22 protein-coding genes are annotated in these 24441 nt (G+C 60.9%); 6 read left to right on the top strand and 16 right to left on the bottom strand.

Going from position 1 to position 24441, the window contains the following annotated elements:
* Nucleotides 1-10: 10 nt before the first annotated feature.
* Nucleotides 11-844 carry a phytochelatin synthase family protein gene (locus tag PQQ86_RS28795; RefSeq protein WP_408274735.1) on the bottom strand — a complete coding sequence of 278 codons (834 nt, stop codon included), beginning with the start codon at nucleotides 842-844 and terminating at the stop codon, nucleotides 11-13.
* Nucleotides 845-952: 108 nt separating this feature from the next.
* Here PQQ86_RS28795 and PQQ86_RS28790 point away from each other — a divergent pair, with 108 nt between their 5' ends.
* Nucleotides 953-1372, top strand: coding sequence for a DUF1289 domain-containing protein (locus PQQ86_RS28790; RefSeq protein ID WP_408274733.1), 420 nt, complete (start codon nucleotides 953-955; stop codon nucleotides 1370-1372).
* 24 nt (nucleotides 1373-1396) lie between these two features.
* Here the strand turns inward: PQQ86_RS28790 and PQQ86_RS28785 are convergent, their stop codons facing one another.
* The 3 genes from PQQ86_RS28785 to PQQ86_RS28775 form a co-directional block, all read right to left on the bottom strand.
* Nucleotides 1397-2542, bottom strand: coding sequence for a diguanylate cyclase (locus tag PQQ86_RS28785; protein WP_408274730.1), 1146 nt, complete (start codon nucleotides 2540-2542; stop codon nucleotides 1397-1399).
* 1148 nt (nucleotides 2543-3690) lie between these two features.
* Nucleotides 3691-4035 carry a cupredoxin domain-containing protein gene (locus tag PQQ86_RS28780; protein ID WP_408274728.1) on the bottom strand — a complete coding sequence of 115 codons (345 nt, stop codon included), beginning with the start codon at nucleotides 4033-4035 and terminating at the stop codon, nucleotides 3691-3693.
* Between the two features lie 33 nt (nucleotides 4036-4068).
* Nucleotides 4069-5037 carry a metallophosphoesterase family protein gene (locus PQQ86_RS28775; RefSeq protein WP_408274725.1) on the bottom strand — a complete coding sequence of 323 codons (969 nt, stop codon included), beginning with the start codon at nucleotides 5035-5037 and terminating at the stop codon, nucleotides 4069-4071.
* A gap of 587 nt (nucleotides 5038-5624) precedes the next feature.
* Between PQQ86_RS28775 and PQQ86_RS28770 the strand changes: the two genes are divergently transcribed.
* The gene (locus tag PQQ86_RS28770) at nucleotides 5625-6317 is read left to right on the top strand and encodes a hypothetical protein (protein ID WP_408279385.1); all 693 of its coding nucleotides are present in this window, start codon (nucleotides 5625-5627) and stop codon (nucleotides 6315-6317) included.
* 173 nt (nucleotides 6318-6490) lie between these two features.
* On the opposite strand, the gene PQQ86_RS28765 is transcribed toward PQQ86_RS28770, so the two are convergent.
* The 4 genes from PQQ86_RS28765 to PQQ86_RS28750 form a co-directional block, all read right to left on the bottom strand.
* Nucleotides 6491-8665 (bottom strand): M1 family metallopeptidase, encoded by a 2175-nt coding sequence (locus tag PQQ86_RS28765; protein WP_408274722.1) that lies wholly within the window; start codon nucleotides 8663-8665, stop codon nucleotides 6491-6493.
* Between the two features lie 561 nt (nucleotides 8666-9226).
* On the bottom strand, nucleotides 9227-9463 hold the full coding sequence (locus PQQ86_RS28760; protein ID WP_408274720.1) for a hypothetical protein: 237 nt from the start codon (nucleotides 9461-9463) through the stop codon (nucleotides 9227-9229).
* A gap of 119 nt (nucleotides 9464-9582) precedes the next feature.
* The gene (locus PQQ86_RS28755) at nucleotides 9583-10035 is read right to left on the bottom strand and encodes an SRPBCC family protein (RefSeq protein ID WP_408274717.1); all 453 of its coding nucleotides are present in this window, start codon (nucleotides 10033-10035) and stop codon (nucleotides 9583-9585) included.
* Entirely contained in the window at nucleotides 10032-10367 is a 336-nt protein-coding gene (locus PQQ86_RS28750) for an ArsR/SmtB family transcription factor (protein WP_408274714.1), read from the bottom strand. The genes PQQ86_RS28755 and PQQ86_RS28750 overlap by 4 nt, the downstream gene beginning before the upstream one ends.
* A 137-nt stretch (nucleotides 10368-10504) precedes the next feature.
* On the opposite strand from PQQ86_RS28750, the gene PQQ86_RS28745 reads away from it, so the two are divergent.
* A complete protein-coding gene (locus PQQ86_RS28745) occupies nucleotides 10505-11410 on the top strand; it encodes a LysR family transcriptional regulator (RefSeq protein WP_408274711.1) in 906 nt (301 codons plus the stop codon).
* 37 nt (nucleotides 11411-11447) lie between these two features.
* Here the strand turns inward: PQQ86_RS28745 and PQQ86_RS28740 are convergent, their stop codons facing one another.
* Complete coding sequence (locus tag PQQ86_RS28740; RefSeq protein WP_408274708.1) at nucleotides 11448-12071, bottom strand: HAD family hydrolase; 624 nt, start codon at nucleotides 12069-12071, stop codon at nucleotides 11448-11450.
* Between the two features lie 273 nt (nucleotides 12072-12344).
* Between PQQ86_RS28740 and PQQ86_RS28735 the strand changes: the two genes are divergently transcribed.
* Nucleotides 12345-13112 carry a YkgJ family cysteine cluster protein gene (locus tag PQQ86_RS28735; protein WP_408274705.1) on the top strand — a complete coding sequence of 256 codons (768 nt, stop codon included), beginning with the start codon at nucleotides 12345-12347 and terminating at the stop codon, nucleotides 13110-13112.
* Nucleotides 13113-13144: 32 nt separating this feature from the next.
* On the opposite strand, the gene PQQ86_RS28730 is transcribed toward PQQ86_RS28735, so the two are convergent.
* The 3 genes from PQQ86_RS28730 to PQQ86_RS28720 form a co-directional block, all read right to left on the bottom strand.
* Nucleotides 13145-14296 carry a branched-chain amino acid ABC transporter substrate-binding protein gene (locus tag PQQ86_RS28730; RefSeq protein ID WP_408274703.1) on the bottom strand — a complete coding sequence of 384 codons (1152 nt, stop codon included), beginning with the start codon at nucleotides 14294-14296 and terminating at the stop codon, nucleotides 13145-13147.
* A gap of 131 nt (nucleotides 14297-14427) precedes the next feature.
* Nucleotides 14428-15657, bottom strand: coding sequence for an NAD(P)/FAD-dependent oxidoreductase (locus PQQ86_RS28725; protein WP_408274700.1), 1230 nt, complete (start codon nucleotides 15655-15657; stop codon nucleotides 14428-14430).
* Nucleotides 15657-15779, bottom strand: coding sequence for a hypothetical protein (locus tag PQQ86_RS28720; protein WP_408274698.1), 123 nt, complete (start codon nucleotides 15777-15779; stop codon nucleotides 15657-15659). The genes PQQ86_RS28725 and PQQ86_RS28720 overlap by 1 nt, the downstream gene beginning before the upstream one ends.
* 306 nt (nucleotides 15780-16085) lie before the next feature.
* Between PQQ86_RS28720 and PQQ86_RS28715 the strand changes: the two genes are divergently transcribed.
* Both PQQ86_RS28715 and PQQ86_RS28710 read left to right on the top strand, forming a co-directional pair.
* The gene (locus PQQ86_RS28715; RefSeq protein ID WP_408274695.1) at nucleotides 16086-17489 is read left to right on the top strand and encodes an aminotransferase-like domain-containing protein; all 1404 of its coding nucleotides are present in this window, start codon (nucleotides 16086-16088) and stop codon (nucleotides 17487-17489) included.
* Between the two features lie 122 nt (nucleotides 17490-17611).
* The gene (locus tag PQQ86_RS28710; protein WP_408274692.1) at nucleotides 17612-18697 is read left to right on the top strand and encodes a TIGR03118 family protein; all 1086 of its coding nucleotides are present in this window, start codon (nucleotides 17612-17614) and stop codon (nucleotides 18695-18697) included.
* Here the strand turns inward: PQQ86_RS28710 and PQQ86_RS28705 are convergent.
* From PQQ86_RS28705 to PQQ86_RS28690, 4 genes are all read right to left on the bottom strand, one after another.
* Nucleotides 18648-19676, bottom strand: a complete 1029-nt coding sequence (locus tag PQQ86_RS28705) for a hypothetical protein (protein ID WP_408274690.1) — start codon at nucleotides 19674-19676, stop codon at nucleotides 18648-18650. The two genes, PQQ86_RS28710 and PQQ86_RS28705, sit on opposite strands and share 50 nt — an antisense overlap.
* 398 nt (nucleotides 19677-20074) lie before the next feature.
* Complete coding sequence (locus PQQ86_RS28700) at nucleotides 20075-21430, bottom strand: sigma-54 dependent transcriptional regulator (protein ID WP_408279384.1); 1356 nt, start codon at nucleotides 21428-21430, stop codon at nucleotides 20075-20077.
* Between the two features lie 356 nt (nucleotides 21431-21786).
* On the bottom strand, nucleotides 21787-22941 hold the full coding sequence (locus PQQ86_RS28695; protein WP_408274687.1) for an epoxide hydrolase family protein: 1155 nt from the start codon (nucleotides 22939-22941) through the stop codon (nucleotides 21787-21789).
* Between the two features lie 260 nt (nucleotides 22942-23201).
* Nucleotides 23202-24347, bottom strand: a complete 1146-nt coding sequence (locus PQQ86_RS28690; protein WP_408274684.1) for a porin — start codon at nucleotides 24345-24347, stop codon at nucleotides 23202-23204.
* Nucleotides 24348-24441: the final 94 nt, after the last annotated feature.

The raw sequence follows: 24441 nt of genomic DNA, 5'->3' as shown, positions 1-24441 counted from the left end.
ACAACGTCAGTTAGTTCGAGTTCGCTCGCGTGCCAACGATCACGATGCCGCGTGAAAGTCCGCTCACGTTGTCGACCGCTTGCGCCCCTGCGTACAGTTGCGTGACAGGTACCCAGACTGCCGGATACTTGTAGCGCGCCACATCGAGAAGCAGCGCGCTGTCGCTCGCCGCGTCGTAGGCCGCGAGTGGCGACCAGTGACCGCCCCCTGCTTCGCCTATCTCCACCCGCCTGAAGTTCAATAATGCAAAGCGGTCGCTGTGGCCCGTCGTGTCGCGAATCAGATCGCGAAACTGACCGAGCGTCAGGTCGCCGGCATGGAATTTCCTCACCTCGACAGGAAATGTGCTTAGGGCCGTGCTCAGCTGGTCAAGCGTCATGCCCTCCTTCGATACTCGCGCGGCGTTGGCCACCTGCGGATCGACGCTGCGAAAAAAATCCTCTTGCGAGAAGTATGGGAAATCCGGGTACAGCGTCGACTCGGGACGGCGAATGCCCAACGCATTGAGCGCCATCACCGAAGTCGCCACCGAACAGTAGGCTTCGTTGCGCTGCGTTTCGAAGTACTGCGACAGCGGCCAGTACGATTGGTTGTGGGCGGTGGCCATCAAGCGCTTCTGGCCAGCCGGCTGCGTCAGCGCGATCAGATTCGGCGGAACGGGTAGCGGCCCGTCGGCTGCGCGCGCCGTGCTCGCTGCGGGGGCTTGATGCGCGGTTTGATCTGTGGCTTGATTTGCAGCCGGTGGCAGCGGCGCGCAGGCCGTTAGTGTCGCCGTCAGCACAACAGCAATCCACTCAGGCCGGCTTACGCGCTCAATGGCGCGTATCAACGAATATCTGGACATTAACCCTTCCGCCGCTGATGATTTCGGAACGACTTCGGTCATACCGATGCGTTTTTCATCCCGCGTCGGCAAGCCCCGATTTTTAACACGAAACAGCTCGGCGCGTGAATGTGCGGCCCGGGCGCATGGTTGTTCATGCCGCTTGCTATACTCCCGCGGCATATTCTGGACAGCGCGTTTGAACAACGATCGACGTCGCTTACAGCCAATTCAAGTAGATCGGATTCGAAAATGAGTGAATTAAAAAGCGCCGCGTGTGACGCAGAACGCGACCATACCTCTTCGGGCGCATTCGATAGAAAGCCAGGTCAATCCAGCGGAACCGATGCCTCGATTGTGACCGTTCCTTCGCCTTGCATTGACGTCTGCAAAATCGACGGAGATACGGGCTTGTGCATCGGCTGTCTGCGCACACGTGAGGAGATTCGCGGATGGAAAAACATGCCCGACGACTCGCGCCTCCAGATGATCGATGAACTATCGCTGCGCAGGGCGAAGCTGGAGACCGGGAAGACGCAGACGCCATAAAGCGGGCATCATCAAAAACACAGATCAGATCGCCTGATCGGCGAACGCATAACTGTTCTTGCCGCTGCGCTTGACCCGGTACATCGCCTCGTCGGCCGCGGCCACGAGGCGATGGTAATCGTCAACAGAACCCGGAAAACTGGCGATACCGATGCTGGCACGAACCATCCCGACCCCCATCGCCAGGTCCGTCTGAACCACGCAGGCGATGAGCCGCCGGGCGATTTCGCCAAGCTCCGCATGCGACGAAAATTCGCGGACCAGAACGGCGAATTCGTCGCCGCCGATTCGGGCGACGACATCGACTTTGCGCACCGACTCACGAAAGCGTTTCGAAACCGCGATCAGAAACTCATCGCCTACGCGGTGACCAAGCGAATCGTTGACCTGCTTGAATCCATCCAGATCGATATACAGCACAGCAATTTCGCAAGGCGCTGTGCGCGCGGACAGTTTCGTCGCCGCCGCTTCGAGCGTGGCAAACAGCTTGCGCCGGTTCGGCAGGCCGGTCATCGCGTCGTGCAGCGCCGCCCACTCGAATTCGTGCGACCGCCCTGCCAGCAGACGATTCCGTTTGGCATACATCCCAAGCGCAGTGATCAGCATGCAGAACAGCAACGCCGCCGACGCGATCAACGTGCGCGCGACGTGAGCAATCCGCACGCGCACATCGGCGCTGTCGGCGTCGCGCTGCGCCCGCCACCAGGCCGACACGGTACTGAGCACGGCGTCCGTGTCGCGCAGATCGGCGTCCGGCGCTAGCGAAGCTGGCGGCAGACGCGGCGCCGCCGACGGACTCGCGTTCACCAGCGCCGCAAGCGACGCGAGCCGATGGGCGAGTTCGGTGCGCGCGTGCCGATACCCAGCGGCTCTGGCTTCCGTGGCGTCGGGCAGTTGCTGCCAGATGCCGACCAGATTCCGGGCGCCTTCCGCTCGATCGACCGCTTCGAGAACGAGCCCCGCGTATTCCTGCTTCAACTGATCGGAAAAGATCGTCCGGATTTGCAGCGCAAGGTACAGAAGGCCGATCAGCAGACAAACCAGCGCGGCGGCGGCGATCGCAGCCGGGCCCGGCCTGAAGCGAATCGCGAGAGCGCCCCTACGAGCAGCGCGGGGGGGACGCGTCCGCTCAGGGATGGGAATAGATGTCTTGCCGGTTTCCGGTGTCATGCTGGCGGTAACTTACGCGACGAAAGAACGAACCCATCCGGGCAAGCAGACTGCCTTTGTGCCTGGCATTTGCCGCCGAAGTAGCGCGACGATCCTGCTGCGCGAGGCGCGCGTCTTTGCCTGGCCGGCCGGACGCCGATTGCTGCGGAGCAGGCTTGGACGGCGCCGCCGCAGGGGCAGACGACCCGGCCAAGGCGGGTGTTGCATCGGCCACGACGGTTTCGCTAACCATAGTAGGCGCCGGGGGGCGCGTGACCGGACCGGACCAGGAAGCCAGTTTTCCGCCCTCTTCCCCGTCCGGTGCTGCCTGCATTTGTGCTGCTGCCGGTGGGCCTGCTGTTGCCTGCGTGCCCGTGGTCGCCGGCGCAACTGCTGTTACCTGCGGTTTAACTGGGGGTGCATGCATACCGCCCGCCGCTGCCGCTGCCGATCGCGGCGCTTCCGCGAAAGTTGCCGGTCGTGGCGGCGCAATCGATTTTGCCAACGCCGGTCCTGCAGCCGCTGACGCAGCCGCGCCTAGCGCCTGCCGCGCACGCGCCATAGCCTCGGCATATGCTTGTTGATCGTGGTTGAACCAGACACCGTAAGCGACCGTACCCACTACGCCAAAAGCCAGCGCGCTCGCCGTCGCAACGCACAGCGCAAGACGTCCGAATCGCACAGGCGGCGCCGCAGCCGGCGGCTCAGCGCCAGAATCGAAGCCAGCCTCCGGACTCTCTACGGCAGATTTTGAAAATTCGGTATCGTTGAGCATCGCAATACTCTCCGGAATCCTCACATGTCTGACCCGTCGGCAGACATTGTTCATATGATTCAGCGGGGGTCGATCTGGCGTTGTTGGAAGAATTTTTCCCGCTCGCCGGCTAGCGACAACACGCTAATGCTGCGCTTTAAACGCTGGCTTTGCGAGTCCGCTTTGCGTCGATGAGACAGGTAAAAGATTCAACGCCGCACGTATCCACTTGCTGGCCCGCGAGTGCTTGCAGGCCGCTTCCGCGTGGGGATTGGAGGTGGCGATAGGGGGCACGCACGGCAGTTCTGCGTCATGCAATAAACACGCCTATCTGGAACGTGCTCATCGGTAGCGGCCGCTTAAAACGCCATGCATGCCCAGTGGCGCGCGGAACGCCCCACACACGACCCGTCACCTACTGCACGGTAATGGTTTCTTTCATATTCGGGTGGATGCCGCAAAACACCTTGTAGACGCCCGGTTTGTCGAACTTGAACTGGAACGTGTCGTTCTGATCGAGCGCGGCGGAGCGGAACATGCCCGCATCGTTTACGACCGTATGCGGCTCGCCGTCGAGATTTTTCCACGTCACCGTCGAGCCGGCTTTGACCGTCATTGCCATCGGGGAAAACATGAAATTCTTGATGGCCACAGCGTTCGGCGTTTCTGCTCGCGCAACGGATAGTCCAGCCGACGCTGCGATCAGCGCCGAACTCCCGAGCAACACGAAAAACGCACGACAAATAACATTAGTTTGCATAACTGATCTCCTGCGAAATAAAAAATTCTGAAATCAAACGAGGGTCGTGTCGGCAAGCGTCGCCTTGAGCGGATGACGCACGATCTTGATGCTCGTCACACCTAGCATCTTCGGGAGTTCATCGCTCGCTACCGTGAGCGGCCCCGGGCCTGGACCGTTGCCGGCGGTCGGTTGCGGATAGGCTGTCGAGCGGGCGGTATGGAAAGTAATATTGCCTTCGACCTTGGACACGATCTGGTGAATATGACCGTTCAGCACAGTCACCGAGCCGAAGCGTTTCAGATAGCTCATGGCCTGACCGGCATCGCCTGTGCCCCACCCCCACGGTTCGTAGATCGTCCACATCGGCATGTGGGCAAAGACGACGATCGGCGTGCTGGACGAACGCCCCTTCAGGTCATTTTCGAGCCAGGCGAGTTGGTCGTCGCCGAGACCGCCCAGGCCGTTAGGCTTGAAATGCATCACGTTGACGAGTGCGACGAAGTGCACGCCGTTGTGGTCGAAGCTGTAATAGCCTTTGTTGTCCGACGCCTTGCCGAAGCGGCTGAAGTATTCGGCTCCGGGGCCGTCCGTCACGTCGTGTTCGCCGGGCACGGTGTGGAGCTCCGTGATATTCAGCCCTGACATCAACTGCGCCGCGAGATCGAACTCCGCCGGCTTGGAAAGATGCGTGATGTCGCCCGTGTGGATGGTCAGCGCGGGCTTGACCGGCATGGCATTGACGTAGTCGATCGTCTGTTTGAGCGTGCCCGCGACGTCCGGGTTGGCTTCTTTATTGAAGCCGATGTGCGAATCGCTGATCTGCAGGAAAAGCGGCACGCCCATGGACGTCGCGGATGATTTTGCGTCGGCCGCAAGGGCCAGTTCCACCGGCGTAAGAATGCCGCCGGCAAGAACGAACACTGTGCCTACGCCGCCGAAAGCGAGACATTTCAGGGCGCCACGCCGCGACGGGCTGAATGCGGGGTTGAATTCAGGATCGGATGAATGATGTGACGACATGTTGACCTCACGATAAGGATTCGCAGGCAAACCGCGGGATCATCCGGCGGGCCACACGACTCGGTTCATCAGGAAGACTGGCATGCCGCCGGTTTTATTCCCGGGACAGAAAATTAGTGCTGGACGGCCAATCCAACCGCGCCAGCTGATATGACGCATGCCAGGGTAAGTGCGGGAATAGCCGCGCCGCGGCGGCGGTCATGCAGATGAGAGAACCTGAAAAAGGAGTAGCTAACATGGACATCATCGACATGGCCCGTGCCTCGGGCATGGCAGTCACCCTTGACGGCAGGATTGGCCGCGAGGAATACCAGAGCGTGTGCGGATCGCTATCCGCACTACAGCGATTTGCCGAAGCGGTGCGCCTGGGCGCGGTACAACAGAGCGGTCCTCAGACACGCGCCGCCGCACCCCGCTCGCAGAGCGTGAGGAGTACAAGGGGCTTGAGAAGGCCGGCAAGGCCGCCTGCCCGACGCGATTCGACTGCGGCCACCCATGCCGCTTCTGAGCATACAAATTGAAAGGAGAATGATGTGCGACCGGAATTGTGGCCCGTTCTGCGCCGCCTGCAACTCGGATCTGGCGTGATGCTGCTCATTTATCTGTTCTTGCACTTGGTCAATCACGCGCTCGGAATCTGGTCACTCGATCTTGCCGGGCGAGGACTGACGTTCGCCCTGTGGATCTGGCACAGCCTGCCCGGCACGCTCCTGCTGTACGGCGCGGCCCTGGTCCATTTCGCGTTGGCTGTGCGCACGATTTACGGACGTCGTCACTGGGTGCTCCCGCCCGCCGAATGGATCCGGCTGTGGGCAGGACTCAGCCTGCCATTGCTGCTCATCCGGCATGCGGTCGCAACGCGCCTCGCGACGTCGCTGTATGGCTTCGAGCCGAACTACGAGCGGATCGTGATATCGCTGATCACGAGCGGCACGCAGGGTCTGCAACTTGCACTGCTTGCGCCAGGCTGGATCCATGGCTGCCTCGGCGTGTGGTTCCGATTGCGCCACTATCCGGCGATGCAACGCGCGAGGCCCGCTCTGCTGGCCCTGCTCGTTGGTTTGCCATTGCTATCCGCCGTGGGTTTTCTGCGAATGAAGCAAGCCGTCGTGGCAATGCATGTGGTTCTCCCTGCGCCTGATTCGAAACTGCTGATGCACCAGCTTGCACTCGATACGTGGCGCCACAGCCTCGTCTCGCTTTACCTTGCCGTGATCGTTAGCGCGCTTCTGGCGGGTCTGTTGCGGAATTGGCTGGAGCGTCGACCGAGTTCGGCATGAGCGACACCGGTATTCGACCGCTTATCCAGGCGGATGTAGATATCAAAGCATGGTTGGAAAAAGCTGCGCTCCTTCGATGCAGCAGACGTGCCGTGGCCCGCATCGCATCTGGATGCGGGCCACGACGGCCCGGCCTTTTACTACGGCCATGTACAGCTACGGGCTTTCCGGGCTTATTGCCCTTGCTGCGCTTGCGGCTTCAGTTTGAACTTGCCCTGATAGCGGATCGTCGGACGCAGCGACTGTGTCGTCGGCGCAGTCATCAGCAACTGACGCGCAAGCGGCGTAGCCGTCGGGCTAAGCGAGCCGATACTGGTTGCACGCGATGGATCCGCCAGACCGTTCTTCACCAGCAGCTTGGCTTCGAGTTGCAAACTGGTCAGCAAAACCGGATCCTTCAGCGCGTTCCCCTGCGCCAGCAACTGACTCCACGCGTTGTTGCTGTAGTTCGTCACGTAGTAGTCGAGACCGCTCGGATCCGCGAGCACCGCTGAACAGCCATTCAGGCGCACCTGCGTTTGCGTGTCCTTCATCGCAACCGTCTTGCGCGATGTCAGTCCGTCACCGTAGGCGAGCGTCAACGGAATGGTCCATTGCGTGCCGGGATACTGGTTCTGATTCGGGAATGGCGACTGCTTGAGCGTGACCACGGTCTGATTGGTCGTCAGATCGCACTGGGTGTCGAGCGAAAGCAAAGGCACGCCGGTTTGCCGTACGAAACTGTCGCCGATCGCGACCATCGGCTCGCCGCTCGCCTTGGCTAGTTCGTCCCACAAACGCTTCGGCGTGCCGTTGCCGAGCGCATAGTCGGCCAGATACGACTGCAGCCCTTTGCGCAACACGTCCTCGCCGAGATAATTTTCCAGCATCTTCAGCACATGGCCGCCCTTGTCGTACGTAAAGGCGCTTGCGCTCAGGACGAAGTCGTTCGAGGCCCAGCCGTTGAAGTTTGGCTGCACCGGGAACGAAGTGGATTTCAGATCGGCGTTGATGACCGCATACTTGTTCTTCACGTCATCGACCCAGCTGAAGCGGTCCGGGAAGAAGCGCACCTTGGTCTTGTTCTCGAAGAACGTCGCGAACGATTCGTTCAGCCACACGTCGTCCCACCAGTCGAGCGTGACCAGATCGCCGAACCATTGGTGCGCGGCTTCATGCGTCAAAACCGTCACGCCGTAATCGGACATGGTGGTGCCAGGCGCCGGCAGAATGTCGTCGGCGAATTCGAGAATCGCGCCCCAGTTCTCCATCCCGCCGAAGTTCAGATCCTTCTGCTCCTTGAACGCGTCGTTGGCGGCGATCGTGTCGAACTTGGTGAGCGGCAACGGAATGCCGGTATAGCGATAGTAGTAATCGAGTGCCTGCCTGGTCTGCTGCATGGCCGGTTTCGCCCAGTCTCGCATGCCAGGTGGCGTGAAGATGCGCAGATGCAGACCCTTGTGGTCAGGCAGCGGGCTCGAGAAGTCGTCTTCGAGAATGTCGAACTGGCCGCCACCGAAGAAGAGCAGATACGAAGGCATCGGCGGCGTCTTTTCGAACGACACCAGTTTGTAGCCGCTGTCCACATTCACGGCCGGTTTTTCCGCCGCGTTCGAGACGACGTTCCAGTTCTGCGGGACTTCCGCACTCACCTCGTAGGTGGGCCGGAAAGCTGGCTCGTCCCAGCCCGGGAACCACTGACGCGCGAGATTCGACTCCCCCTGCGTGAGAATCGCGCCGCTCGTCGTGCCATCGGTCGACTTCAGGTCGACGCGAAACACGCCCTCCGCCGCGGAGCAACCCGGATAGGGATCGTCGCCGCAACTGCCGCCGGTCTTGGCGACCGGATCGTCGTAGGTCTTGAAGTTGATGATGCCGCTCCACTCCATGTGCAGCGAGTAGTTGCCGGCGGCGATCTGCCCGCTTACTGGCCGAAGCTGGTAGAAATCACCGTCATCCTGCGGCGTGGCGATCAGCTGGATGTTGCCTGGCTGCAGCGTGATCGTGCCGTTTGTGAACTTGACGCGATGCCCGGCAATCGTGATCGCGTTGACGGCCTTCAGCACCTTGATCTGGACGTCCGCGCGGCCGTCGAATGAAGAGAGCGCCGGGTTCGGCCGGAACCACAGCTTGTAGTTGATCGGTGTGACCGTATCGGGCAATTCGACCGGCGGCACGCTCTTGTTGATCGATGTGTCCGCAACGATCGGCGCAGTGGGCGGCGCAAGCGCCACATCGGAGGCGGCGGCCGGCGTCTGAGCCGACTTGCTCGAGAGCGTCGACGAGCCGTCTGAACCGCCGCAGCCCGCCAGGACCATTATTCCGGCTAAGGCCAGGCATTGTATCTGCAATCGGAAATTTATACGCATAGTTAATCCTCGACTGACAAAATCGGCATAAAGAAAGTGCGATGAGTGCTTAAGCTGTGTTTCTCTGATTTTTCAGCAAAAAAGGTCTCCCGCACTAGCGCCGGATTGCTAGCGAGAATATACGGACGTGTTACTACCTCAGCACTTGTGGCTGATTTTTGAATTACGCTTCCTTATTATTACAATACTTTCAAAAAGACGACGTGAGCCGTTTTTCTGCAGTTTCACGCGATCGCCTGACTGACGGACAAAGCAGCGGCTTACCTGCGTCTCCGAGCAGGTGGACAGGATCCGGGTCAGTTTTTAGCGACAGTGCGTAGCCTAGATTGGCAAACGTTCTCGTGTCAACTTCCTTTCACAATCTTTCCTGAATGGGTGCACGACGTATGCAGATCGAATGGATTGAGTAATCGGCAGAGTTAATACTCTAAAGGTGGGATAGGCGCACATTTCTACGAGAAACTTTATTTTATTGCAGTGCGGAGTGTGCTATTAGACGCGGCGACAGCCAATGTTTTTTAAAATTAACCAGCTGTTGAGTTCACGAATGAAAATAAACGACTAGTGAATGAAGTGGCCGCAAATCGGCATCGCGCTCAGGCGCGCATAGAACGACAACTGTTCGCTCCGGACATCGGCGAATTGATCGGCCGCCAATGCGGAGCCGGCAGCGGCGCCGATCGCAATCAACACGATTGCGATGCGGCGCAGACGCCCGGCACGGCCGATCAGCGTACCCGAGACGCTACGCCAACTGGCGAGCAAGGTCATGGCGAGTGCAACGATCGCACAGCACATGGTCGTGCCTTCAGACGTGGAGCGCGGAGTTCGCGGCGGAAGTGCCGGAAGTGCCGGAAGTGCCGGGATAGAGCTTCACATTCGACCTCAGTATGAGTTGAGTTCGTTTCCGACGCGAGTCAGTTGCCCTCGTCTTCCAGCTGAGCCATGAATGTATCGAGCTTGTCCAGTGCAGTGCTCCAGCCGGTCTGATGAGCGTCGCGTGCGGCCTCGTCGAAGAACTGCGCGTGCGTGAGCGTGAGCTCGGTTCCGTCTTCAATGGGGTGCAACTTGATGGTGACGAGCGAGCGTCGTTCGGGCGTCGTGACCCACTCCCACGTGAAGACGAGCTTGCGATCCGTTTCGACTTCCCGGTATTCGCCGCGGCAGTCGTGCGTTTCGCCGTCCAGTGTCTGGAACACCACGCGAAAGTGGCCGCCCACGCGCGGATCGGCTTCGGCGCTGAGCACTGGCCCCGCGTCAGGCCCCCACCAGCGCGCCATCAGTTCGAGGCTCGTCCACGCTGCGTAAACTCGGGCTGGCGGGGCTTTGATGCGCCGCACGATAGTCAGGCTCGGCTTTTCCTGGGTCATTCCTCGTGTCCCTCCACAAAATCGGCAAGCCGGTCGAGGCTCGCGGACCAGAAGCGCTCATAGCGCCTCAACCATGCCATTGCCTCCTCCATCGGCCCTGCGACCAGATCGACCGAAACGGTCCGCCCGCTCTTGGTACGCGCCACCAGACCCGCGTCGCTCAGCACGTCGAGGTGCTTCATGATTGCCGGAAGCTTGAGCGGCAGCGGCCGCGCGATTTCCGTTATCGACAGGCCGGGCTCCCGCTCAAGGCGAGCGAGGATGGCCCGGCGTGTCGGGTCCACGAGGGCGGAAAACGTACGATCGAGTTGACTGACTGGATACTTTGCCATATGGTGAACTATAGGCAATGAACGAACGGTGTCAAGATTTTCTGTGAGCGGGCCACGGCGCGCGCACGCTCGTTTGCGTGCCCATCACCAGTCCGTTCCAGACTGCGGATCGGCCACATTCGAGGGGGCAAGCCGGTATGGACATTCTTCAAGGCATGGCAGTGTTCAAGCGCGTCGTCGATGCATCGAGCTTCTCGAAGGCGGCCGATTCGCTGGAGATGCCGCGCGCGTCGGTGTCGACCCTCGTGCAGAATCTGGAGAGTCATCTTGGGGTACGCCTGCTGAATCGCACCACGCGCAGCGTGCAGGTTACGGAGGACGGCGCGCTCTACTACGAATACTGCTCGCGCATTCTGGCCGAGGTCTCCGACGCTGAGTCCGCATTATCGAACAAGCGACTCAACCCACGCGGCACGATTCGCGTCGACACGTCCGCCACCTTCGCCGCCAACGTGCTGCTGCCCGTCATGCCCGATTTCAATGCGCGCTACCCCGACATCACCGTGAAGCTGGGGCTGGCCGATCGCAACGTTGATCTCGTGCAGGAAGGCGTCGATTGCGTGATACGGATCGGTGTTCTCGACGACTCCAACCTCGTCGCGCGACCGATCGGCAGCGTGCGCACGACTATCTGCGCTGCGCCGGCGTATCTCGAGCGAATGGGCGAACCCGCCACGCCCGACGACCTCGACCGCCATCGTGCAGTCAATTATTTTTCCGCGCGCACCGGACGTATCTATCCATTCGAGTTTGAAGTGGATGGAACGCGAATCAGAAAAACAGTGAACGGCATCATCGCGGTCAACGAAGGGCTGGTGTATGTCATGTCCGCAACCGCAGGCTTGGGGATTATTCAGGTTCCGCGTTTCATGGTCGCCAAGGCGATTGAGGCCGGCGCGTTGCGTGAACTCTTTAGCGCCTACCAATGTCCGTCCTTGCCGCTTTCTTTGCTGTATCCGCACCGCCGGCTGAGCATGTGCGTGCGGGTATTCAGCGAATGGATTCACGAACTCGCGCAGAATAATCCGGACCTCAACGGTTAGCGGCACGCTTAACCGCGTATCACGCATGGCGCCCGCGTTACGTCGGCTCGATCAATCCGCAACGCTCCAACTCCGTCGACAACGCTGCTGCACTGACAAACTGATATCCCTGCAGACCGGCGTGGCGCGCGCCGGCCACGTTGGCATCCGTATCGTCGATGAAGAGCGTTTCGGCCGCTGGAACACCGAGTTGTTCCACACAGCGAAGATAGGTTTGAGCGGCCGGCTTCGCTGCGCCGAACGCGGCGGACGCATACACGTGAGGACCGAACAGTTGAGCGACGGGTGGATTCAGAAAGCCAATATGGTCGGTCAGCAGACGGCAGTTGTTGGTGAGCACTGCAATCCGGTGATGTTCTGCGACGCGTTCGGCGAGCGCGAGCACTTCTTTATTCGGCGTGATCGATGCGTGGCGCGCGCTTAGCCAGTCGTCCCGACTGACAGGATAGTTCAGCAGTTCACCGAGCGCGGCCAGATAGTCGCCGTCGCTGATCTGCCCCGCGTCGGCACGAGCTTCGAGCCCTGATCCCCAGATCGCGTCCCGCACAGCCTCCGGCGTCTGCCCGGAAATTGCCGCGAGACGATCGACCCGCGCCGAACGATCGTAGTGGGACAGGACGCCCTCCATGTCGAACAGGACCAGCGTGATGGATGCAGTCATGCTGTCGGCCTCGCATCGAAAGCTTCTAGAAATGAACATGCCACCCGACTGTAGGCCATCGGACGACCCTCTGTTTCTATTGTGCCTCGGCTGGCCGGCGACGCCATGCGCAGCATGAACGAAAAGAGATCGAGCGTACAGACGCAAACCACCGCCGGGCGGAGTCGTTGGGCAGCGCGGCGAGCCCGCAAAAAAAATTATCGAATTCACAGTCAGAATTTTTCCTCTGCCTCGACTAAGACCCGCGTACACTTTTGCGGCGAGGGATTTAGCGTGAATGACATCAATTTCGAATGCACTGCTTGCGGCAAATGCTGCCACGATTTGCGTCTGGCGCTGACGATTGCCGAGGCTATCGTCTGGCTGGAGCGCGGCGGGCACATGGAACTCATCTGCGAGGCCATCCCGTGGCCGGTCGAGCCCGAGCCGGGCAATGCGCAAGCTGAGTACAAACGGGCGCGTTCTTCGCCTGCAATGAGCGGAAGCCTGCCGGTCCGTATCTCGATCGTTCTCGCGGCGGCGTTCGATGGAGCCTGTCCCAATCTGGGCGCTGACATGCGCTGCGGCATCTACGAAGAAAGACCGCTGGTATGCCGGATCTATCCCGCTGAAATCAATCCTTTCGTCGTGCTGACACCGGAAAACAAGGCGTGTCCATCAGATGCGTGGCAGAAGACACCGCTGCAAAGACACGGAATCCTTGTCGATGCCACGACCGTTGAACGGATCGAGCAGTCACGTCGCGCGAACCAGCTCGAGGCGCCGCTGCGCATGCAGGTATGCCTTGAGCTGGGACTGAATCATGCCGCGCTCGCGAACGAAGGCTTTGTCATGATTTCGCCAGATAGCGATGCGCTGTTGACTGCCCTGCGCCATGTTCACGCGGCGCCGGAATCGCAAGAAGCAGCCGCGCAGTGGACATTTGTGTCGAATCGGGCGGGAACCCTGGAAACGCTTCTTTCGGTGGGCGCCACCGGTCAGCTCGCTGAGCCCACCGCTGCCGGCAATTCCCGGTATCACGGATTCTTCCCGCCGTCATAAACGCAGAACCACCCGCAGCTCTTCGCAGAGCACTACGCTCCGTTGCCACCCACCGTCTTGATGCTCTTCCATTGTCCTTGCTGGACCTGAAACAGCGTGTACGGCGGCTTGATCAGATCGCCATACGGGTCGAAGGTGATGTTGCCGGTCACGCCGGTAACCTTCACTTTCGACAGGCTGCCGACGATCTTCGCGCGATCGAGCGAGTCGGCCTCGTGAATCGCCTTGATCATGGCGAGCGCGGCGTCGTAGGCAAACGGTGCGTACAGTTCGACATCCTGATTGAAACGCGCCTTGTAGCGCTTGCCGAACTCCTGCGCGGCAGGCAGCTTGTCGAGCGCCGGACCGGGCTCGAGATCCTGCGTACCGTCACCCGCCGAGCCGGCGATCTGCAGGAAAGCATTGCTCTTCAACGCACCCGCGCCGAACAGTTGCGCTTGCATGCCCAGTGAGCGCATTTGCTTGACCAGCATCGCGCCCTGTTCATCCAGACCGCCGAAGAAAATCAGATCGACGTTCTTGCTCTTGAGTGTCGTCAGGATGGCGCGAAAATCCACTGCCTTGTCATTTGTGAACTCACGATCGACGATATTGCCATTCGCTTCTTTTGCGCCTTTTTCGAATGCGTCCGCGAGTCCTTGCCCGAATGCCGTACGGTCATCGATGATGCCGATGCGCTTCGCCTTCATCTGCTCCACCACGAAATGTCCCGCCACGACACCGCCGATGCCGTCGTGCCCCATGGTGCGAAACACGTTCTTGTACCCTTGCTTGGTGAGTTGCGGATTGGTCGAGCCCGGCGTAATCATCGCAATGTTCGCCTGGTGATAGACCGTCGACGCCGGAATGCTGCATCCCGAGTTGTAGTGGCCGATCACGCCGACTACGCCGTCGTCGACCAGTTTCTGCGCAACCTGAATCGCGACGCGCGGGTCTGCCTGATCGTCCTGCACGTCGAGCACGAATTTGACCGGCTTTCCGCCGATAACCGGATGTTTCGCGTTCTCTTCATCGAGCGCGAGTTGCGCACCGTACTGCAAGTCTTTACCGACTCGCGCGACCGGCCCGGTCAACGGCCCGACGAAACCGATCTTGACGACCTCAGGATCGGCCGCCCACGCAGACGGTAGATACGTGACGAGTGCGCAAACTGTGGCACTCAACAGCCAATTGCGGCGATTCATGATGCGCTCCTTGCGAGATGTAACGTCGCGCGATATGTAGGTTGGCCGATCCGATGCGCGACGCGTCGAATCTGTCCTGCCGTGCTAGTCGTGAAACAAGAAAATCGGTGCGGTCAAAAACTCAATAAAAATCAAAAACGCGTGGCCGAGTAAGGCGCGAGATCAAGCGCCGGCGCACGCTGCGCGATCAGATCCGCGACGATGCGTCCGCTCACCCCGGCTAACGTCAGTCCGAGATGCTGGTGGCCGAATGCGTAGATCACCCGTTCGCTCGCGCGTGAGCGTCCGAGCACCGGCACACCGTCCGGCAACGTCGGCCGGAACCCGAGCCAACTGCTATCCGGCGTATCGAGCGCGGGTAACGCGCGCTTCGAAGAAAACGTCAGCAGATCGATCAGCGAGCGGTTGTGCGTGTCGCCGAAACCCGCCAGTTCGACCGTGCCGGCGACGCGCAGGCCGTCGCTCATCGGCGTCATGTAAAAGCCGCGCTCGGCCCAGCCGACCGGTCGCGAAACGAGTTGTTGTGCGCCTGGAAAGCGAACGTGATAGCCGCGCTCCGTGTCGAGTGGAACCGGGTCTCCGCATTGTTTGGCAAATTGGGCGGAGCGCGCGCCGGTGGCGATCACGACATGATTGAAGCGGCGCGTGGCGCCATCGATCGTCACACTCGCGCCGTCAGCCGAAGGCTGTACTGCATCGACAGTGGAGCGCTGCAGTGTCAGCCCCTGGTCGGCAAGCTGTAGATAAAGCGTCTGCAGAAAGCCTTGTGGATCAGAGAAATGCCAACTGTTACTGAACAACACTCCGCGCTCGAATATCGGCGCGAGCGACGGTTCGAGCGCACGGATGTCGCTGCCCCTCAGCACGTCGAAGGCAACGCCTAACTGCCGGCGCAGATCGAGTGCAGGACGCGCGGCATCGAACGAAGCCGTATTCGAGTACAGATAGAGACATTCACGGGGTCGGACGAAACGCGCAAGTTCCGGGTCTGCCAGCAGCGGCGCGTAGCCATCGCTCGCTCGGTCGAGCAACGCGGCGAGTGCCGCAGCGCTCGCTTCGTAACGCCGCGGCAGCGAACTCATCATGAAGCGCGCGAGCCAAGGGGCGAGATGGGGCAGATATCCCCAGCGCAATCTGAAGGGGCTGTCGTTAGACAGAAGAAAACGCGGCAAATCGCGGAACACTGAGGGGTTGTTGACCGGAATGCACGCATAGTGCGCGAAGGTCCCCGCGTTGCCGAAGGACGCGCCCTGCCCCACGCCAGCCGGATCGAACAGCGTGACTCGATGGCCGTCGCGCATCAGCGCCGCAGCGCTCGCGAGGCCGATGAATCCCGCACCGATGATGGCAATTTCCGGCATCACTTGCGTCCTTCCATTTCGCCGCCGCCACCGCAAAGCGCGTGCACCGTGACATGCTGCTCACTCGCCAGCGCGCCATGCTTTGGCGCGGATGAGGCTTGAGGAGACTGCGGAAAACTCATCGGGAGACTCCTGCGGACTGAATCCGGACACAGTCCGGCGACACCTTGGCGCACTCGCCACCAGACAAACTCTGGCAATCAGAATCACACAATATTTTTTTGTGTGCAATTAAAACTCACATTGTGTGGCCCTGGCATTTTCCCTGGATGGTCTATGGCGCAGTCCTTGCAAACGTGGGCGCACCAAACCGCAACTGTGCTGGAGCGTCGTTTTTAGGCGTTGCGGCGGCGCTTGTCTGGTATAGAATCGGCAAAATTCCGCACAATCGCGGACAAAGTCGATTTTGTATGGAGACATCAGTTCTTATGGCTTCTGGCAAAGACACAGCGCGTGGGGCCAACGGAGCGCCGGCGCAGGCGAAGCGTTCCACGTATGTCGAGGTGTCCAGTTCGATCGAGAACGAGATTCGCAGCGGCGTCTATCCGCCGGGCAGCCGCCTGCCGCCGCAGCGGCAACTGGCCACCGAACTGGGCATCAATGTGTCGACGGTGTCCCGCGCGTACAAGGAATTGCAGTTGCGCGGGCTGGTGATCGGCAGTAAACGGCGCGGCTCGCTCGTGACCGGCGGCGCCATGCCAAGCGTCGAACCCGCCCAGGCATCCAGCAACGCGGCGATCGACCTGACCGTCAACCGGCCGGCCACGGGCGAATTCCTGAACTGCCTCGCACGCACGCTGGCGGAATTGCCGCGCGATCCGCGTTACCCGCAATTGCAGGAGTACCAGCCGCCACAGGGCCCCGCCTGGGCGCGCGCCGCCGGCGCCCGCTGGATGGCCGCGCCGGGCTTCACGCCGACGCCCGATCACGTGGTGGTCACGAGCGGTGCGCAGCACGGCTTGTATGCGGTGCTGAACAGCCTGATCGGCACCGACGGCGTAATCCTCGCCGATCAACTCACCTACTACGGGTTGAAAGCACTGGCTCCCGTGTTCCAGTTCGAGATCGTCGGCATTCCGAGCGACCGCGACGGCCTGCTGACCGACGAGGTTGAGCGTGCCTGCCGCCGTATGCCGGTGAAGGCGATCTTCACCGTACCGAATCTGCAAAACCCGACGGTGACGACGATGAGTCTCGAGCGCCGCATGGCGCTCGTCGACATTGCACGGCGGCATGGCGTGGCGATCATCGAAGACGACGTCTATGGGCCACTGGTTTCGCAGCGGCTGCCAACCATTGCGAGCCTGTGTCCGGAACTGACGTTCCACCTCGCGGCAACCTCGAAGATTCTCGCGCCCGGTTTGCGGCTCGGCTACCTGCTAAGTCCGCCGGACAGTTCCGCGCTGTGTGCGGAGGCGGTGCGCACCACCGCGTGGATGCCCGCGCCGATGTCGATGCTGATCGCTTCGATCTGGATCGAGGACGGCACCGCACGCCACATCATGGACGCTCAGCTTGCTGAAATTCGCGCGCGGCAGGATCTGGCGCGCGAGTTGTTGCCACAGGAATTGCTGCAGACCGACCCGGCGTGCATGTTCGTGTGGCTCAAGCTGCCGCCGCCGTGGCGTGCCGACGACTTTGCGGCGAATGCGAAGGCGCGTGGCGTCGTGGTGATGCCGTCTTCGGCGTTTGCGGTGGACAGGTCGGAGATCGAGCACGGCGTGCGGATCAATCTCGCTTGCGCGACGAGCCGCGATCAGCTCGTGAGTGCGTTACGACTGTTGACAGGCACGCTGAAAGATCGTCCCCGGGCACTGTTCGGTACGATCTGAAAGAAGGCCAACTGAATACCGCCTCAGATCAGATCAAAATTGTTCGCCCACCAAAGGAATAAACCCACCGCCTGCCTCGTTCAATAACCGCAGCAACCATCGGTCTTGAGAGAGGTGCGGTCATGAAGTCTGTGCTTACAGTGTTGAGCGCCGTGGTGAGCACCGCGGCTTTGACGAGTCTTGTCGCGTGCGGCGGCAGCTCCGGGTCTATCAACTCGCAGTCGTTTACCTCGACAGTGCTGGTCTCCGACGGCGCGGTATCCGCGCCGCACACTGACCCTAATCTGAAAAACGGGTGGGGTGTCGCGTTCAATCCAAAGGGCTTCGTCTGGGTTGCCGACAACGGGACCTCCGTCGCCACACTCTACGACGGCAACGGCGTGCCGCAATCCTTGGTTGTCAGTATTCCGAACGGAACCAGCGGCCCGGCGAATCCGACCGGCATCGTATTCAACGGTACGACGGATTTCACGGTCACACAGGGCGGCAAGTCCGGCGTAGGCGCCTTTATCTTCTCCGGCGAAGGCGGCACGATCACCGCATGGGCGCCGGCGGTCGCGCCCACGAACGCGATCGTCATGTTCGACGACGGTAGTGGCGGCGCGGTCTATAAGGGGCTTGCCCTCGCCAGCAATGGCACGGCGAACTTCCTCTATGCCACCGATTTCCACAACAACAAGATCGACGTGTTCGACAAGAACTTTGCGAAGGTCGCAATGCCCGGCAAGTTTCAGGACGCAACGCTGCCGGCAGGTTTTGCGCCGTTCGGCATTCAGGCGATCGCCTCAAAACTCTTCGTGACCTACGCCAAACAGAACGCAGCCGCGCATGACAATGTCGACGGTTCCGGGTTGGGCTTCGTCGACGTATTCGATACGGCCGGCAACCTGTTGCAGCACTTTGCCTCAGCGGGTCCGCTGAACGCACCGTGGGGCGTCGCTCAGGCGCCGGGCAACTTCGGCCGCTTCAGTGGCGACATACTGATCGGCAATTTCGGCGACGGCACGATCAACGCTTTCGATCCGGCAAGCGGGCAATCCTTCGGCACCGTCAACCTGTCGAACGGAACCACGTTCGTGCAACCAGGGCTCTGGGGTATCGCGTTCGGCAACGGACTCGATAACCAGCCGACCAACACGCTGTTTTTTGCTGCGGGGCCTAACGACGAAGCCAATGGCGTTTATGGGCGCATCGACGTGAAAATGTGAACGCCTGGCTCTTTACGCGGCGCAAGGAGTAAGCAGACAGTGTCGCGAGGCGTTCGACACTGAGCAACCGGGCGATCCGTTTCAACGCGTGACGCACACGGCCGCGCAGATGCGCCACGCGCATGTGGCGCCAAAAACGGTCCGGCGCAAATTCATCAAAACGCGCCTCTCTTTCCAGCAACGCCTTACCGCCTGGCAAATGAACGAACGAACAGCAGCGAAACCAGCGCACGTCGCGATAATTATTGCCGGGCCAATGACGGCCGACGGCCTGATAAGCCCCCACTTCGATCAGGCCCTGCCCTTCGTCGACCAGCACATTGAGTGCCGCGGAAATGAACGCTTCGTCGCCGTGATGTGTCAGGCGCTTGATTTCGGTGACATAGCGCGCGTAACTGGCACGCGCGCGGGGAACCAGCCGGCGTAATGCAGCGGGCGTCGCCAGAAGAAACTCGCCGCCGTACCAGCGCGGATTTCTGAGCCGCCTGTCCGCCACGATCTCGAGATCCGCAACAACACGTTCGCTGCCGTACGGCGGAAATACCTGATCCGAAATATCGAATGCGCCGAGTCCTGCTTCAGCGCAGCGTTCGATCAGATTACGCTCGAGCGGCAGCAGCGCGACCATGTCGGCGTCGAGCAGCAACAACATCGTGTCGGCAGGCAGCGAATCGGCCATCTGGTCCATCAGATCCAGCTTGAAATGCGCGGCATAGAACGGCGTGCTCTTCGGCAACTCGATCGTTGCCTTCAACGTCATCAGTGCCGGCCGATGCTCCTCCGGCATGCTTTCGAGCCGTTGCGCGACCACCGCCGGCGCGTTGGTCATGATGGTCAGCTTCGGCATGCCGGCTTGCCGCAAGCTGTTGTTCAGGCAGATCGCCTGACTCACGTACGACAGCGGATCGCGATTCGTCGAGTTGGGACCCGGACTCGCGTCGACATCCACATAAACCAGCGTGCAAGGAAAAAGATTCACGTTGCTCCTCACCAGGCGTGAGAGACGGTTCGCTTTTTTCCAGCGTTGCCGCTATCGTTCGCGGAATGATCCGCCTCTCCTTTCGTGGGGTCAGTCTGAAGTCCGCGCGAGGCGCGCAGCCTTCGTGCCGCGGCCCGCGCCTTCATGGCGTCACACTCGAGCCGGGTGATGATCCGCGGCGATGGAGTCGGATGAACCGGGGCGCAGGCATCAGCTATGAGCTATCGTTTCACGTCCCTGCATTGCCTTTCCGCCAAAAGTCAGCAAGAGTCAGCAAGACGCAACACGGGTGCCGTCAATCGGCTTTCGGCCGGTCGAAAGTACGCCAAAATATCCGCCGCTTTAGCATTCGAGTGAACAAGTTACCTGCCTGCCGCACACAATCTTTGCGTCAAGTGTCACATTTCAGCGGCGCTGTCTTCCCCGTATCGCATGCCATGCGCGCCAAGCAAACGGTACAGCGTCGCGCGTGAAATGCTGAGCTCGCGCGCGGCGTCGCCGGGCCGCCCACGATGGCGCAGCAGCGCGAGTTCAATGGCCTGCCGCTCCGCTGTCTCGCGTGCCTGTGCAAGCGTCAGGGGCGCGGTCGCGACATAACCCGCCAGTTCGAGGTCGTCCGCGGTAATCGTGCGCCCCTCCGACATCACAATGGCGCGCCGAACCCGGTTGATCAGTTCCCGCACGTTGCCGGGCCAGTCGTATTGATGCATCACCGCGATCGCGTCGGGAGAAAATCCATACAGCCGGCGGCTCGCATCTTTCCTGTAGCGATCCAACGTGTACAGCGCAAGCAGTTCGATGTCCTTGCCGCGCGCGCGAAGCGGCGGCTCGTCGATTCTCAGTACGCACAAGCGGTGATACAGGTCAGCACGGAAGCGCCCGTCTTCGATCGCGACCTCCATATCGACGTGGGTGGCGGAGATGATGCGCACGTCGACATCGATCGAACCGTTGCCGCCCAGGCGGTCTATGGTGCTTTCCTGCAGGAAGCGCAGCAGGCTCGCCTGACTCTCGAACGGCAGATCACCGATTTCATCGAGAAATACCGTGCCGCCGTGAGCGGCTTCGACGCGCCCTATTCTGCGTTGATTGGCCCCTGTGAACGCACCGCGCTCGTAGCCGAACAACTCAGACTGCAACAGGTGCGGCGGAATCGCACCACAGTTGATGGCGACGAACGGCGCGTTGCGACGCGGCGAGTGTGCGTGAATCGCCGCTGCCGTCAACTCCTTGCCCGTACCGGATTCACCGGAGACAAAAACGGGCGCGTCGTTTGCGGCCACTTTGCGGATCGAGCGGAATAACGCGAGCATGGCATCGCAGGTGCCGATCATCTCGTCTTCTGCAGTGGACGTATCGACGAACACCGGCTCGCCGAGCGAAATCATGCCGCAGGCATGGCCCACCGTATCGATCACCCTGGCGTTCGCGGTAGGCAGCGTCACGTAATCGAAGCAATAGTCGCGCACCAGCCTGCGTATTGCAGCGTCATCGAGTTCCGGCGCCGCGGTCATCGCGACCCAGCCGATGTTTGGCATCGCGAGGCAAGCTTCCAGCGCGGCAACGTCGCCGGAATCGAACACGCTCGACAGATCGGCCAGCCCGGCCGCCAGCGAGCCGTCATCCACGGCCGCGCGCACGTCACGAACCGAGCCGATGACTTCAACCTGCCAATCGCGCTCCTCGAAGCTCGTCAATAGATCTGGCAAGGGATCTCGCGTGAAGTAGATGACACGCCGCTTGATGGCCTTCATTTTCTGCATTGTTTTTTTGTTTTCCCGCCGGGCCTGCTCTGAAACCTGGTGCGGTCAGACCTATCGTCGCGGCATTGTTCTTGTGCCCCATGGCGCGGATGCCTGTCCTCGCGAATCAGACGCGTACCGGGAGCTGCCATTTCATGGTGCATCGGGTTTCGGCGAGTCGGCGGCGCTGCGAACGTCGGCTGACGAAAAACCGGATGCGACAACGACCGTCGATCATACGCGGCTGCGTGGGCGCCGTGACGGGTCCTGACCTTATTTGATGATTGACTCCGCAAGCGCACCGCCCGGCGTATCGGAGTCACTATCGAGCTGCCGTCTTGTGCGCCGCCACTGAGGCGTCAATGCGCCTAACGCCTCAACTTCCTGAAAAACTTGCGAATCTCGGCAGCGAGCAAATCAGGCTTTTCCATCGCAGCAAAATGGCCACCGCTCGGCATGTCGGTCCACTGCACGACCTCGAAGGTCCGTTCGAGCCACGTGCGCGGCGGGTGATTGATCTCCTTTGGGAAACGGGCGAAGCCCACCGGCGGCACGACACGCTGCCCTTCGGCGAAGCGCATCGGCTGCAGACGGTTTTCCCAATACATCTGCATCGCCGTTCCAATACTCTGCGTGTGCCAGTAGAGCGAAATGTTGGTGAGCAACTCGTCTTTCGAAAACACCCGCTCGACGTCGCCGTCGCAATCGCTCCACGCCCGAAACTTCTCGCCGATCCACGCCGCGAGACCCACCGGCGAGTCGTTCAGCGACGCCGCCACGGTTTGCGGTTTCGTGGCGTGCATATGGGCATAGCCGCCTTCGAGAGCGGCCCATTCGTTCTTCTCCCGCAGATAGGCTTCCTCCGCGGACGTAAGCGGTGTTTGCGCGGCACCGCTCGCGGGCTCGTATGAGCTCGGCAGGAAGTTGAGATGAATGCCGTCGACATGCTCATGATGCCGCGCCGCGAGTGCGATCGAGACGCCGGCGCCCAGATCGCCGCCCTGGGCGCCAAAGCGCTCGTAACCAAGGCCACGCATCAGTGATGCCCACAAATCCGCCACCTGAAACGCGGAAGTACCGGGCTCCGCTGGAGCCTGCGAGAACGCGAAACCGGGCAGCGACGGAACGACGACGTCGAACGCATCGGCAGGATCGCAGCCGAATGCGGCCGGATCGCATAGCCGGTCGAGCAGCGCGTGGAACTCGAAAAATGATCCCGGCCAGCCATGCGTAACCACGAGCGGATAGGACACCGGACCGACGCCGCGCCGATGCACGAAGTGCACGCGCTGACCGTCGACCTCGGCGAGAAATTGCGGTTGCAGATTCAACCTGCGCTCCGCCTCGCGCCAATCGAAACGCTCGGCCCAGTACTGGGCGAGCTCGCGCAGCCAGGCGGAATCGGCGCCTTGCTGCCAGGCGGGCGACGGCGTCGCCGGTGTCCAACGTGTCGCGTGAATCCGCCGGCGAAGATCATCTATGTCAGCGTCAGGCACGGCAATCTGAAACGGCTCTATCTGCATGTCAGTTCATCCGGCACGGGGTGTGGGATAACAGGCGCTTCGGATTCGATAGCGCTGTTCACGGCAGTCCAGCAGGCGCCACGGCACGAAGCGAGCATGAAGCGCACGCAGCGTGCAAAGCAATCTGCATGGTACACAATGAGCGCATTTCTCGTTTGGGCCCCGGAGACCGCCACGCTTGCAGCGCCCGCGGCTTCACTGCAAACAAGAAAGCCCGCAAAATGCGGGCTTTTCTACAGCTTACTGCCTACACCAGCCGCTTAGAAGCGGTGACGGATACCCACCGTGCCAACCACCTGCGAATCGGTTGCCGAGCGGCTCACACCGACGATATCCGCCGTGATGCCCGAATCACCCACGCTGCCGACGTGCTGGTATGCCGCTTCAACATACACGTCGGTACGCTTGGACAATGCGTAGTCGGTCTGCAACGTAAGCTGTTGATACTTCGGGCTCGCGCCGTTCAGACTTGCATCGGTGAACGTGTACGCGCCCGACACCGTCCATGCCGGCGTGAACGCATAACGTGCGTTCACTTCATAGTTCGTGAAGCGCGCGCTGCCGCTGGTCAGCGCGAATCCGCTCGTCGTGCCCGACGCCGACGATCCGATCGACGTTGCGTTGCTCAGTTGCGTCTGCGTGAACACGAGGCCGACGTTGGCCGCGCCGAACGCATAGTTCACACCGGCTCCATACGTGCGCTGAAGGCCTGCGTTGAACGTGGAGTCACCGCTCGCCACGGCACCGCTCGTGTTGGTCGTCGAACCGCCGCCGTTCAGTTGCAGGTAGCCCGCAGCGAACTTCAGGCCGCCGAATGCGTACGATGCACCGACGCTGTAAGCGCGGCTGTCCGCGAAGCTGCCCGCTGCGTTCGAGAAGCCGTACAACGCACCGAACTTGAAGCCGCCGTAATTGACACTCTGGAACTTCACCGAGTTGTTGATACGCACGGAGTTGTTCAGGTTGTCGTTGTCGTACGGGTGCGATGCGAGCGTGCCGCCGTATTGCGTGCCGTTCAGCGCGAGCGGAGCGAGATAGTCGACCAGGCTGTCGTACTGGCGACCCAGCGTGACCGAGCCGAACTGGTCGCTCGACAGACCGACGAAGGCCTGACGCCCGAACTCACGGCTGTTCTGCCCCAGCTTGCCGTTCGACAGATTGAAGCCGTTTTCCAGCACGAAAATCGCCTTCAGACCGTTGCCCAGATCTTCCGAACCGCGCAGGCCCCAGCGATTGCCGTTCAGCATGCCGCTGGCTTGCTGGAAGTTGCTGCTGCCGCCCGAATTGCTGGTGTAGGTCAGGCCCGTATCGATCAGGCCGTACAGCGTGACCGAGCTTTGTGCGTGGGCGGCACCCGCGGCGCCGATGAGTGCGAGCGAGAGGCCCGACAATACGAATTTATTCATGGATTTCTCTCCTGATTCGAATAGCGGATGCTATCGAGCGGCCGAGAATATCTCACCAATCGAAATACTGTTTTTCAGTTGATTACGACGTTGT

Origin of the sequence: Paraburkholderia sediminicola, from assembly GCF_046026675.1 — a bacterium.
Taxonomy (GTDB): domain Bacteria; phylum Pseudomonadota; class Gammaproteobacteria; order Burkholderiales; family Burkholderiaceae; genus Paraburkholderia; species Paraburkholderia sediminicola_F.
The sequence above is the reverse complement of the archived record's forward strand: the minus strand, read 5'-3'. Positions and strand labels throughout refer to the sequence as shown.